This is a genomic window from Sphingomonas jatrophae (assembly GCF_900113315.1).
In the GTDB taxonomy this organism is placed as follows: domain Bacteria; phylum Pseudomonadota; class Alphaproteobacteria; order Sphingomonadales; family Sphingomonadaceae; genus Sphingomonas_P; species Sphingomonas_P jatrophae.
Genome location: NZ_FOZG01000001.1, coordinates 344,879 through 358,038 on the forward strand (window position 1 = coordinate 344,879; position 13,160 = coordinate 358,038).

9 protein-coding genes are annotated in these 13,160 nt (G+C 67.9%); 2 read left to right on the top strand and 7 right to left on the bottom strand.

Translation table 11 applies throughout. The features are described from left to right. Positions 1–10: 10 nt before the first annotated feature. Entirely contained in the window at positions 11–739 is a 729-nt protein-coding gene (gloB, locus tag BM360_RS01545; RefSeq protein ID WP_093313570.1) for a hydroxyacylglutathione hydrolase, read from the top strand. Between the two features lie 3 nt (positions 740–742). Here gloB and BM360_RS01550 read toward each other — a convergent pair whose 3' ends face one another. The 7 genes from BM360_RS01550 to BM360_RS01580 all read right to left on the bottom strand — a co-directional run bounded on the left by BM360_RS01550 (position 743) and on the right by BM360_RS01580 (position 11,326). After that, the gene (locus tag BM360_RS01550; protein ID WP_093309708.1) at positions 743–2,368 is read right to left on the bottom strand and encodes an efflux transporter outer membrane subunit; all 1,626 of its coding nucleotides are present in this window, start codon (positions 2,366–2,368) and stop codon (positions 743–745) included. Next, a complete protein-coding gene (locus tag BM360_RS01555) occupies positions 2,365–5,673 on the bottom strand; it encodes a multidrug efflux RND transporter permease subunit (protein ID WP_093309711.1) in 3,309 nt (1,102 codons plus the stop codon). Before BM360_RS01555 ends, BM360_RS01550 begins: the two co-directional genes overlap by 4 nt. Positions 5,674–5,677: 4 nt before the next feature. After that, positions 5,678–6,883 carry an efflux RND transporter periplasmic adaptor subunit gene (locus tag BM360_RS01560; RefSeq protein ID WP_093309715.1) on the bottom strand — a complete coding sequence of 402 codons (1,206 nt, stop codon included), beginning with the start codon at positions 6,881–6,883 and terminating at the stop codon, positions 5,678–5,680. Between the two features lie 185 nt (positions 6,884–7,068). Beyond that, a complete protein-coding gene (locus tag BM360_RS01565; protein WP_093309718.1) occupies positions 7,069–8,142 on the bottom strand; it encodes a PA0069 family radical SAM protein in 1,074 nt (357 codons plus the stop codon). A 68-nt stretch (positions 8,143–8,210) separates the two neighbouring features. Next, the gene (moaB, locus tag BM360_RS01570; protein ID WP_093309721.1) at positions 8,211–8,738 is read right to left on the bottom strand and encodes a molybdenum cofactor biosynthesis protein B; all 528 of its coding nucleotides are present in this window, start codon (positions 8,736–8,738) and stop codon (positions 8,211–8,213) included. A 9-nt stretch (positions 8,739–8,747) separates the two neighbouring features. Continuing rightward, positions 8,748–10,616 carry a lytic transglycosylase domain-containing protein gene (locus BM360_RS01575; RefSeq protein ID WP_242653252.1) on the bottom strand — a complete coding sequence of 623 codons (1,869 nt, stop codon included), beginning with the start codon at positions 10,614–10,616 and terminating at the stop codon, positions 8,748–8,750. Continuing rightward, positions 10,613–11,326: a uracil-DNA glycosylase family protein gene (locus BM360_RS01580; protein ID WP_242653253.1), complete on the bottom strand. Its 714-nt coding sequence runs from the start codon at positions 11,324–11,326 to the stop codon at positions 10,613–10,615. Before BM360_RS01580 ends, BM360_RS01575 begins: the two co-directional genes overlap by 4 nt. 140 nt (positions 11,327–11,466) lie before the next feature. Between BM360_RS01580 and BM360_RS01585 the strand changes: the two genes are divergently transcribed. Beyond that, positions 11,467–13,113, top strand: coding sequence for an electron transfer flavoprotein-ubiquinone oxidoreductase (locus BM360_RS01585; protein ID WP_093309724.1), 1,647 nt, complete (start codon positions 11,467–11,469; stop codon positions 13,111–13,113). The last annotated feature ends 47 nt before the right edge of the window (positions 13,114–13,160 follow it).

A 13,160-nucleotide genomic window follows, 5' to 3' on the forward strand; every position in this document is an offset into this window, starting at 1 on the left:
GGAGGGATCGATGCTTGAGATCGTGCGGGTGCCCGTGCTCGACGATAATTACGTCTGGCTGGCGCATGATCCGGCGAGCGCGGAAACGGTGGTGATCGATCCCGCCGTCGCGGAGCCGGTGCTTGAGGCGGCGGCGGAGCGCGGCTGGCGCATCGGCCAGATCTGGAACACGCACTGGCATCCCGATCATGTCGGCGGCAATGCCGCGATCAAGGCGACGACCGGCTGCACGATCACCGGCCCCGCCGGGGAAGCGGGCAAGATCCCCGGCCTCGACCATGCGGTGGACGAGGGCGATACCGTCCGCATCGGCGAGCTTGAGGCACAGGTGCTGGCGGTGCCGGCGCACACGGCCGGACATATCGCCTATCACCTGCCACAAGCGCAGGCGGCGTTCGTCGGCGATACGCTGTTCGCCATGGGCTGCGGCCGGCTGTTCGAGGGCGATGCCGGGCAGATGTTCGCCAACATGGCGCGGCTCGCCACGCTGCCCGATGACACCCGGGTCTATTGCGCCCACGAATATAGCCAGTCGAATGCGCGCTTCGCGGTCGTCGCCTTGCCGCACGATCAGGCGATCCGCGCCCGCGCGACCGAGATCGATGCCGCCCGGGCGCGGGGGGAGGCGACGGTGCCAACCACCATCGCTGCCGAGCGCGCGACCAACCCGTTCATGCGTGCTGAAACGGTGGAAGAACTCGCCCGTCTGCGGGCGGCAAAGGACGCCTTTCTCGGCTGAGCGTCAGCGTTGTGGCGCGCTGCGGGGCGGGTCCTCCGGGCTCAGCGGCACCGGGCCGCCCGGCGTTGCGTCCAGCGTCTGGTCGCCGCCAAGCGTGCGGTAGAGCGAGACGAGATTGCTGGCTCGCGTCAGCTCGGTCGAGGCGAGCGTCCGCTGCGCGGAGTAGAGCGAGCGCTGCGCATCGAGGCTGGACAGGAAGGTGTCGATGCCGCCGCGATAGCGCGCCTGCGTCAGCTGGAACGTATCCAGCGCGGCATCGCGGAAGCGACGCTGGGCGGCGAGTTCGTCGGCGATCGTGCCGCGCCTTGCCAATGCGTCCGAAACCTCACGGAAGGCGCTCTGCACGGCACGCTCGTAGGTGGCGAGCGCGGCATCGCGCTGCGCCTCGCTGTAGCGGACGTTGGCGACCCCCGCACCCGCCCGGAAGATCGAGTAGCGCGCTTGCGGCGATACCGACCAGCTGAACGAATCGCTGCTGAACATCGACGACAAGGCCGTGGACGCGAAGCCGAGCACGCCGGTGAGCGAGATGGTCGGGAATAGCGCCGCCCGCGCCGCGCCGATCTCCGCATTCACTGCGCGCAGCTCATATTCGGCCTGAACCACGTCGGGCCGCCGCAGCAGGATGGTAGAGTCCAGCCCGGCCGGCAGCTCTCCGACGGTCGCCGCCGCTTCCTCAATCGACGCGGGCAGGAGGGCGGGGTCGACCGGCGCGCCGACGAGCAGCTGGAGCAGATTGGCATCCTGCGCCAAGGCCGTACGCTGCGTGGCGAGATCGGCCTGTGCGGTAGCGAGGATTTGCTCCGCCTGACGCAAATCGGTGCGCGGCGCGACACCGCCATTCAGCCGCGCCCGCGTCAGCCGCACGCTGTCCTCGGCGGAGCGGGCCGTATCCTCGGCGATTCGCATGAGCGTGCGATCTGCCGCGTAGGTCAGCCACGCATCCGCCAGATCGCCGACAAGCGTCAGCCGCGTTGCGCGCGCAGCGGCCTCTTGTCCGAAATAACGGCGTTGCGCCGCGTCGGTGAGCGAGCGGATACGACCGAACAGGTCGATCTCCCAGTTCGTGATCCCGCCTTGCAGCGAATAGACGCTGCGGCTTGATCCGCCGGTGCTGACCACGCCGCCGCCTGTACCCGCACCGACACCCGTGCCGGTGCCGGTGCCTGCACCCGTGCCCGTACCACCCGTTCCGGTGCCCGTGCCGACCCCGCCATTGCCGACGCCCGTGCCCGTCCCGACGCCCGTGCCGCTGCCGAGCCCGCCGCCCGTGCGGATGCTGGTGGCGCCCCCGCTGCGGGCGCGGGTGAAGCTTCCGGTCACGCCCACTTCGGGGAACAGGTCCGCCCGCTGGATGCGGTAGAGGGCACGAGCGGACGCGATGTTGGCGGCCGCGATGCGAAGGTCGCGATTGTTCGCCAGCGCCTGTTCGACGATGCGCTGCAGGCGCTGATCACGGAAAACGGCACGCCACGACACGCTCGGCAAAGCCGCTTCCTGCTGGCGGAGGTAGGCATCTCCGACCGGCCACGAAGGCGGCACGGGAAGGGCCGGGCGCTCGAGCTTTGGCTCCATCGTACAGCTGGTGAGCGCCGCCGCGGCAAGCAGGAGGGTGATGCGGCGGCTCATGCGGGCGCTCCCGGTGCGGGCAGCAGCGGCGGATCGCCATCGCCCGGCGGGGGCAGTCGTGGAGTATCGCCGTCGCTGTCGCCGTGCGGGCCGTGCGGCTTGTCGCCACGTCCGCCGCCCTGATGGCCGGTTGGGCGGCCGCGCAGCTTGGCGATCCCGTCGCGAACGCCGCGGCGGACCAGCACAAAGAAGAGCGGGATGTAGAAGATGGCGAGAATCGTCGCCGTGAGCATGCCGCCGATCACCGAGGTGCCGATGGCGATGCGGCTGTTGGCGCCGGCGCCGGTCGAGATTGCGAGCGGCAGCACGCCGAAGATGAAGGCGAGGCTCGTCATCAGGATCGGCCGCAGGCGGATACGCGCCGCGGTGAGCGCCGCATCGATCACGCGCGCACCCTTGCGCTCCTCCTGCTCGGCAAACTCGATCATCAGGATGGCGTTCTTCGCCGCCAGCCCCATCGTCGTCAGCAGCCCGATCTGGAGATAGACGTCATTCTCCAGCCCGCGCAGCGTCACAAAGCAGATCGCGCCGACGAGGCCGAGGGGGATGACCAGCAGCACCGCGATCGGGATCGACCAGCTTTCATAGAGGGCGGCGAGACACAGGAACACGACCAGCAGCGACAGGCCATAGAGCAAAGGCGCTTGCCCCGCGGACAGCCGCTCCTGATAGGATAGGCCGGACCAGGCCACCTGCGTGCCGGGCAATTGGCGTGCGAGCGCCTCGATCCGCTCCATCGCCTCGCCCGAGCTGTAGCCTGCCGCAGCCTGGCCCTGAAACTCATAGGACGGCAGGCCATTGAAGCGCGACAGCGTCACCGGCGCCTGCGCCCAGCTGCTCCGCGCAAAGGAGGTGAAGGGCGCCATCTGTCCCGACGATCCGCGCACGAACCATTGCGACAGGTTCTCGGGCACCATCCGGTATGGCGCGTCGCCCTGCACGAAGACGCGCTTCACGCGTCCGCGATCGACGAAGTCGTTGACGTAGCGACCGCCCCACGCGGTCGACAGCGTGGTGTTCACGTCCGACTGGGTCAGCCCCAGCGCAGCGAGTTTCTGCTGGTCGAAGTCGACACGTAGCGTTCCGACGTCGGGCAGTTCGGTCAGCCGCACCGAGGCGAGTGCGGGTTCGCTGCGCGCCTTTGCAAGCAGCTGGTCGCGCAGCTGCTGGAACTTGAGGAGCGGCATGCCGCTGCTGTTCTGCAGCTCCATGGTGAAGCCGTTCGACTGGCCAAGGCCGCGGACCGCCGGCGGCACCAGCGCGAACACCTGTGCGTCGCGCAGGCCGGCGAAGGCAGCCGAGGCACGACGGGTGATCGCGTCGGCGGCATTCTCCTTGCCCTTGCGCTCCGCCCAGTCCGTCAGGTTGATGAAGCCATTGCCCGTATTCTGCCCGCTCGGCCCACCGCCGCCGCCGCCGGCAACCGCGAAGACGGACGCGACGTTCGCCTTTTCGTATTTGAGGAAATAATCCTCAACCGCGCGCTGCACTTCCTGCGTCCGATTGATCGTCGCGCCTGCGGGCAGCTGGAAGCTGACATTGGCGCTGCCCTGATCCTCGGTCGGCAGGAAGCCCGTCGGCAGCCGCAGGAACAGCACGGCGAGCAGCGCGCACGTCGCCACGTAGATGGCGAGGAACAGCCACTTGCGATCCACGACCTTCCGCGTCGCTTCGACATAGCGCTCGGTGCCGCGCTCGAAGCGGTCGTTGAACCAGTGCGTCGCGCGTCCGGCCACATGCGCTACCCGCGGCAGGCGCCGTTCGAGGAACGAAGCGGCGGCGCCGCCTTCCCCCGATTCATTGCGTGGCTTCAGCAGGTGCGCGGTCAGCGCCGGGCTGAGGATCAGCGCGACCAGCACCGACAGCACCATCGCCGACACGATGGTGATCGAGAATTGCCGGTAGATCACGCCGGTGGACCCGCCGAAGAAGGCCATCGGCAGGAACACGGCCGAGAGCACCAGCGCAATCGCGACCAACGCGACCTGGATCTCCTTCATCGACTGGATCGTCGCGTCTCGCGGGCTCATGCCCGGATTCTCTTCGAGTAATCGCTCGACATTCTCGACGACGACGATGGCATCATCGACCAGGAGGCCGATCGCCAGCACCAGCCCGAACAAGGTCAGCGTGTTGATCGAGAAGCCGGCGAGATAGAACACGCCGAACGTCCCCAGTAGCACCACCGGCACCGCAATCGCCGGGATTAGCGTGGCGCGCCAGCTCTGGAGGAAGACGAACATGACGATGACGACGAGGATGATCGCCTCGATCAGCGTCTTCACCACCTCCTCGATCGACAGCTTGATGAAGGCGGTGGTGTCGCTGGCGAAGATGACCTTCAGCCCGGCCGGAAAAGCCTTGGCGGAGCGGTTGATCTCCGCCTTGACCAGTTCGGCCGTCTTCAGCGCGTCGGCGCCGGGTGCCAGCAGCACGGCGATGCCCGCGCCGGGATGCTGGTTGGTCCGGATCACCGCATTGTAGTTTTCCGAGCCGAGTTCGATCCGAGCAACGTCGCCCAGCCGGACGGTCGCGCCGCTCGGCAGCGTCTTCAGCACGATGTCGCGGAACTGCTGCGGCGTCTGCAGCCGCGACAGCGAGGTGACGGTGGCGCTGAGATACTGGTCGGACGGGGCGGGCGGCGCACCCAGTTCGCCGGCCGCCACCTCGGTATTCTGGTTCTGGATGGCCGTCACGACATCGCCCGGGATCAGCGCATAGGAAGCGAGCCGATCGGGGTTCAGCCAGATCCGCATCGCATATTGCGAACCGAACACGTTGGTATCACCAACGCCCGGAATACGACCGAGCGGATCCTGGAAGTTGGAGGTGAGATAGTCGGACACGTCGCGCGACGTCATCCGGTCCGTCTCGTCATAAACGCCCGCGATCAGCAGGAAGTCCGGGTTGGACTTGCGGACGACGAGGCCCTGCTGCTGCACTTGCTGCGGCAGGCGCGAGACGGTCTGCTGGACCTGGTTCTGCACCTGGACCTGCGCGATGTCGGGATCGGTCCCCTTCTCGAACGTGACGTTGATCGTCACCGTGCCGCGCGATGAGGATGACGAGCTGAAATAGATCAGTCCGTCGATGCCGGTGAGCGATTGCTCGATCACCTGCGTTACGGAATTCTGGATCGTCTCGGCCGAGGCGCCCGGATACGTGGCACGCACCGACACCTGCGGCGGCGCGACGTCAGGATATTGAGCGATGGGCAGCGCCTGGATGGCGCCGACGCCCGCCAGCATGACGATGATCGCCAGCACCCATGCGAAGATGGGGCGATCGATGAAGATCCTGGACATAAGGTCAGCCCGCCTTGGGCGCGCCGCCCGCCTTGTCGCCCGCTTTCTCCATCTGCTCCTTGCTGGGCGGCGCCACGCGCTGCGGCGCATTCGCCGGCACGGGGATGATCGGCCCACCCGGGCGCAGATTGGCCGTACCCTGCACGATCACCCGATCGCCGACCTTGAGCCCTTGCGTCACGACCCAGTAGCGGCCTTGCGTCCGCTCTGCGACGACACCCCGCTGCACCGCCTTGTTGGCGGGCCCGACCAGCCACAGCGTCGCGCCGCCTTTCGCATCGCGTGCAACCGCCTCCTGCGGCACCAGGAAGGCGCCGCGATCAATCCCCTGGGCGAAGCCTGCACGCACAAACATGCCGGGATAGAGCAGCCCATCCGGATTGGGGAAGCGGGCGCGCAGCGTCACCGTGCCGGTGCTGGTGTTCACCATCACTTCGGAAAATTGGACGGTGCCGGTGCGGCCATAGTCGCTGCCGTCCTCCAGCGTGAGTCGGACCTGAGCCTGCGTCGGCGAAACGCCGCCGGATGCCAAAGCCCGGCGAAGCGCCAGCAGCTCGGCGGCGGATTGCTGAATGTCGACGAAGATGGGATCGAGCCGCTGGATCACAGCCAACGGATCCGTCTGGCTTGCGGTGACGAGCGCGCCCACCGTGAACAGCGATCGTCCGATCCGCCCGGTGATCGGCGCCGGCACGTTGGTGAAGCGCAGGTTGATCCGTGCCGTTTCCAGCTGCGCGCGGGTCTGCGCGACGCTGGCGGTCGCCTGACGCGCGGAGGCGACCGCGTTGGTATAATCCTGCTGGCTGATCGCCTGCTGCTGCGCGAGCGGGCGATAGCGTTCGGCGAGGATCTGCGCCGCCTCGCGATTGGCCTGCGCGCTGGATACGTTGGCCCGTGCCTCGTTCACCGCCGCCGAATAAAGGCGAGGGTCGATCTGGTAGAGCGTCTGCCCCTGGCGGACGAGCGCGCCTTCCTCGAACATGCGGCGGCGGATGAGGCCGGTGACCTGCGGCCGCACCTCCGCCGTTTCATAGGCGACGACACGTCCGGCAAGCTCGGTGGTCAGCGGCACGCTGGTCTGTTGCATGACGACGAAGCCGACCTGCTTGGGCCCCTGCGCACCCGGACCGCCGCGACCGCCGCCGCCCTTCTGCTCTGCCTCTTCCGACCCGCCGCACCCGGCAAGCGTGACGAGCAACAGGCCAGCCATCCAGCCGGCACGGTGATTTCGCTGATAGACGCCCAAGACTTGTCTGCACTCCACGGCGCTGGCGTCCCCGCAGGCCGCATGCGTCGCGGCCTGACGCGCAGGGGAGGCATTTGGTTGCAGCCGCCGATTAGTTTCTTTTCTGATCGGTAACAACAAGCGAGATATTTCAATCCCGCGAACTTGTTTCAGAAGAGGTCGAGCTGGGGCGAGGGGGCGCGCGGCGGGCTGAACAGATCGCGATGAAGCTCGATCTTCTGCCGATTGAGCCCGAGCTTTGCGCACGTCTTGCCGAAGCGCTGGCGCATCAGCTCCGCCCATGGTCCGGCGCCCTGCATGCGGGTAAAGAAGCGCGGATCATTCTCGCGGCCTTCCCGCAGCGAACGGATGATCGCCATCACCTTGGCCGCGCGGTCCGGGTGATGCGCATCGAGCCAGGCACGAAATAACGGCGCCACTTCGTGCGGCAGGCGCACCGGGATGAAGAAGGCGCGGCGCGCGCCCGCCTCCGCCGCGGCCGTCAGGATGGCTTCCATCTCGTGATCGGTGACGGCGGGGATCACCGGTGCGATCGAGACGTGCACCGGCACGCCCGCATCCGCCAACGCCCGGACTGCCGCCATCCGCTTCAACGGGTGCGGCGCGCGCGGCTCCAGCGTGCGGGCGGTGAGCGGGTCGAGCGACGTGATCGAGATCGCGACTGAGACGAGGCCGAGCGCCGCCATGGGCTGCAGGATGTCGAGATCGCGCACCACCCTGTCCGACTTGGTGGTGATCGTCACCGGATGGCGGGTCTCCTTCAGCACCTCCAGCACGGCACGGGTCAGGCCGAAACGCGCTTCGATCGGCTGGTAGGGATCGGTGTTGGTGCCCAGCGCCAGCGGCTGGCATGTGTAGCCGGGCCTGGCGAGCTCGGTGCGCAGCAGCGTCGCCGCATCCGGCTTGGCGAAAAGCCGAGTCTCAAAGTCCAGCCCGGGCGACAGGTCATGATAGGCATGGGTCGGCCGTGCGAAGCAGTAGACGCAGCCATGTTCGCAACCGGCATAATTGTTGATCGAGCGATCGAACGGCACGTCGGGCGAGCGATTGTAGGAGATGATCGTCCGCGCCTTGATCGTGCCGACTTGCGTCCGCGGCTTCGACGAAGGCCCGTCAATCTCGTCCTGCGCGTCCAGCCAGTCGCCGTCTGCCTCGCGCACGGGCAGGTTGAAGCGGCTGCTGACCGCATTCTCGGTTGCGCCTCTTCCTCCGATCTTCGGCATGGCGCATGAGAACACAGCGGGAACAGAAATGCAAGTAAGCTCGGGTTTGGCTCAGCCGCGCAGCACGCCTACCGTTCGGTCAAGCGCGGCATCAGCTCGACGAAGTTGCAGGGGCGGTGCCGAGAATCGAGCTGGTCGCGCAGGATGCCGTCCCACCCGTCGATCACCGCGCCGGTGGAGCCTGGCAGCGCGAACAAGTAGGTGCCGCGCGCCACGCCCGCGCAGGCACGGCTCTGGATCGTCGATGTGCCGATCGACTTGTAGCTGAGCCAGCGGAACAACTCGCCAAAGCCTTCTATCGGCTTCTCCCATGTCGCCGCGAACGCCTCCGGAGTGACGTCACGGCCGGTGACGCCGGTGCCTCCAGTCGAGATCACGACATCGATGGCGGGATCGTCGATCCAGCTATCCAGTTGCTTGCGGATCGCCGCAACATCATCCCGCACGATCGCTCGCGCCGCCACGCTGTGACCCGCGGCCTCGATCCGGGCGGCCAGCGTGTCGCCCGATCGATCGTCCGCGGCCGTGCGCGTGTCGGATACGGTGAGCACCGCGATACGCACGGGCAGAAAGGTGCGGCTCTCGTCGATGGGCATCCTGTTCGCCTATTCGGCGCTTGCCGTCGCGCCCACGCCACCCAGACGCAGCGCCGACTTGCCCGGCAGGCCGGGGAAGCGCGGCCACATGCCCTGGGCGATCGCCTTGAGGCTGGCTGCCGCCGCACCGCTGGTGCGCTGGTACATCCAGTAGTTGCGAAGCACGATGGCGACATAGGCGCGCGTCTCGGCAAACGGGATCGCCTCGATGAACAGCAGCGGATCGGCCGCGTTGCGGCTCCGCTCGTTCCACTTGGCGACGTTGCCCGGCCCGGCATTGTAGGCGGCGATCACCTTCGGCAGCAGGCCACCGCAGATCCCCCCGTCGCGCAGCTGCTCCAGATAGGATTGGCCATATTCGAGGTTGAAGGCGGGATCGGTCATGCGGCTGCGATCCGACGGCTCACCCTTGCGGCGCGCGACGAGATCGACCGTGCCGGGCATCAGCTGCATCAGCCCGCGCGCCCCTGCCGGGCTGGTGGCATCGATGCGGAAGCGCGACTCCTGGAGGGCGTGAGCGTAGATCAGCGCCTTGTCGACGCGCCAACCCTTGGCCGGGGTCCAGCCCGGTTGCGGATAGCGCGCAGCGAGGCTGGGGCTGGTACCAGCGGGGCCGTTCTGGGCTAGCCATACCTGTGTCGCCGGCAGATCAAGCCGCGCCGCGAGATGGATCAGCGTCTCGTGATCCTGCACCCGGCCGATCCGGGCCTGGTGACGCAGCAGTTCGTCAGCCAGTCCACGCTCGCCCACTTCGGCCAGCGCGACAGCGGTGCGCAGGTTCGAGACCGCCTCGATCCGGGACCAGTCGGCCCCGGCGAGATCCACCGGCGCCGGAGGCGCCGGCGGCGTGGTGCCGAGCGCCGCCGTCGCGACGAGGCCGTAGAAAGTCTCGCTCATGCGCGCGGCGGACCGGAGTTTCGCCTGCACCAGTTGCGGCCGCTGACAGGCGGTGTCGGCCCGGGCGGACCAGAACAGGCCGGCGGCGATCGTCTCGCCGTCGCGCCCGCGCCTGGACACCTGATCGAATGCGCGGCCGGCGGCATCGCAATCCTGCGAGCGCCATGCGGCAAGACCGGCCACCCAGTCGGCCTGCACGGCCCAGTCGCCGCTGCCCGCCTGTGCGCGGGCGGCAAGCCGTCGTGCGCCGGCGTCGTCGCCTGCCTGGAAGAAGGCCCAGGCGAGCCGCTGCTGCCATTCCGTCCGTGCTTCGGACGACAGATCGACAGCTGCATCCAGCGCCGCCTCCGCATCGGCGAGGCGATCCTCCTTCAGCATCGGCTGCACGAGAGAAGCCAGTGCCGCTGCGGCGGCGTCCTCACGCACCGAGCGAGCTGACGAGCGTTTGCTCGCGCCTGCCAGCCGGACGAGATCGCGCGGCGTGACAATCGCGGGCAGGCTGGTGACGCCGCGCTTCCGCGCCATTGCGGCCAGCTGCTGCGCCTCTGGCAGATCGGGACCCGCGGCAATGGCCTGTACGATGCGATCCGGCTCGGCGCGGGGGCTGTTCTTCGCGAGGATCAGTTCGGCCCGAACAACCGCGTGGAGCGGACCATCACCCATGCCGTCGAGGCGTGCCGCAGCCCCGCTCCAATCCTCCGCCCGCATGGCAGCGAAGATCGCGCGGTAATTGTCGCGCTGTTCGGGTGTCAGCAGCGCTGGCAGCCGGCGCGATACGCTCACCGCGGGGGTGGGGCGGGCGGGGGGCAAGGCGGGGGTGGCGGTCAGGCCCGCTGGCGCCGTGGTGCCGACGATGGCCGCTGCCGAAACGCTGGTGCGTGCCTGCATGGCGAAGCCGGCGGGCAGGGTCGTGTCCGCCGCGACGGCAGGCGCCGCCAGCAGCGAGGAAAAAGCGGCGATGGCGAATGGCGCCTTGGTCATGCGTCAAACTCCGCGATCAGCAACCGCAAGTCCGCCCAGGCATCGGCCTTGCAGGCCGGGTGCGCGAGCAGGAAGCGCGGGTGGAAAGTGGCGATGGCCGTTACCGTGCCCGCCGCGTGGTTAACAATATGCTTACGGCCGCGCGCCGCCGGCCATTCCAAGCCGAACGTCTCCACTGCGCCCTGGCCGAGCAACAGCAGCACGCGGGGTGCCGCAAGCGAGACGTGGTGTCGTGCCGCCGCCAGCGCCTGTGCGCGCACCGGCTCCGCCAGCCGCCCGCCCGCGGGCCGGGCCGGACACAGGGTTGCGAGATAGGCGCTCTCCCGCCCGCGGCCGATCGCGCGCAGCATGCCGTCGAGCAGTTTGCCGGCCTTGCCGCCGAGCGCTTCGGTCGGCGCATCCATCTCCGGCATGTCTGCCAGCAGCATCAGCCCGGCACTCGCATCACCCTCCGGCGCAGCGCGGCGGGGCGGCAGGCCAGGGAAGGCGACGGGCGTGGCGATCCATGCGGCAAAGGAAGAGAGCGTATCGGGTAAGACTGCTCCACGCGCGGCGGCAGTCGGGACACCGGCTGCATCGGCCATTGGTGCCAAGGGCGCCCGTGCAGCCGGCGCGCGCGTGAGCCAGTCGCGCGGCAGATCATCGACCAGAACGTCGACCCCTGCTTCCGCCCACCAGCGCAAAGTCGCCGCGGCGTGCGCCATGTCCATAGTAAAACCCCGCTACCCCACCCACATAGACTCGATGGTTGACGCGGCGGTCAATCCGGGGGAACGGCTTTAGCGGACCACCCGGGGCGCGGACGCGACGAAGCGGCCCACCACGCAGGATGAGGGAAGAGAAGCGGATCATGTCCGAACGGGAATCGATGGCCTATGACGTGGTGATCGTCGGCGGCGGGCCGGCGGGCCTGGCGGCGTCGATCCGTCTCAAACAACTTGCCGATGCGGACGGGCGCGAACTGTCCGTCTGCGTGCTGGAAAAGGGGTCGGAGATCGGCGCCCACATCCTGTCGGGTGCGGTGATCGATCCAGTGGCGCTCGAGGAGCTGTTCCCCGGCTGGGCCGAGATGGACACGCCGCTCACCGTTCCCGTGGTTGAAAACCATCACTGGATCCTGTCCGAGGGCGGCAAGAGCGAGATGCCGCACTGGATGATGCCCCCGTTCATGAACAACAAGGGCACGTTCACCTGCTCGCTCGGCAATCTGTGCCGCTGGATGGCGGGGCAGGCGGAGGCGCTCGGCGTCGAGATCTTCCCCGGCTTCGCCGCGGCCGAGGTGCTGTTCAACGAGGATGGCAGCGTGCGTGGTGTCGCCACCGGTGACATGGGCATCGCGCGGGACGGCACGAAGAAGCCCGACTACCAGCCCGGCATGGAGCTGCATGCCAAATACACCTTCTTCGCCGAGGGCGCTCGCGGCCACCTGACAAAGGAGCTGAAGCGCATCTTCGATCTGGAGGCGAACTGCCAGCCGCAGGTCTATGGCATCGGCCTGAAGGAGCTGTGGGACGTGGATCCCGAGAAGCATGTCCCCGGCCGCGTCATCCACACGCAGGGCTGGCCGCTCACCGATGCATGGGGCGGCGGCTTCATCTATCATCAGGCGAACAACCAGGTCGCCATCGGCTACGTCGTGGCGCTGAGCTACGCCAATCCGCATCTCTCGCCTTTTGAGGAGTTCCAGCGTTGGAAGCAGCATCCGGCGATCCGCCCACTGCTGGAAGGCGGCAAGCGCGTGTCCTACGGCGCGCGCGTGATCAATGAGGGCGGCTGGCAGTCCGTGCCGAAGCTGACCTTCCCGGGCGGCGCGCTGATCGGCTGCTCGGCGGGCTTCGTCAACGTGCCGCGGATCAAGGGCAGCCACACGGCGATGAAGTCGGGCATGCTGGCGGCGGAGGCCGCATTCGATGCAGTGCGCGCCGAGCGTCAGGCTGATGAGCTGACCAGCTACAGCGACGCGCTGCACAACAGCTGGATCGCAAAGGAGTTGAAGAAGGTCCGCAACGCCGAGCCGTTCGTCGCCAAGTTCGGCGGCGATGTCGGCACGCTGCTGGCGGGTGGCGACATGTGGCTGCGCCAGCTCGGCATCAACCTGCCGCTGACGCTGAAGCATCACCGCGACAGCGAGCAGCTGCGCCCCGCGTCCGACTTCAAGAAGCCGGTCTATCCGAAGCCGGACGGCGTCATCTCGTTCGATCGCCTCTCCTCGGTGTTCATGTCCAACGTGAACCATGAGGAGGATCAGCCGATCCATCTGACGCTGAAGGATGCGTCGGTGCCGACGAGCATCAACCTGCCCGTCTATGACGGTCCTGAGTCGCGCTACTGCCCCGCTGGCGTCTACGAATATGTCGAGGAGGGCGGCGCGCCGCGGCTGCAGATCAACGCGCAGAATTGCGTCCACTGCAAGACGTGCGACATCAAGGACCCGACGCAGAACATCAACTGGGTGGTGCCGGAAGGCGGCGGCGGCCCCAATTATCCGAACATGTGAGCATCCATGGCTCCGGGCGAACGGCCCGGAGCCATTGCTCCATGTGG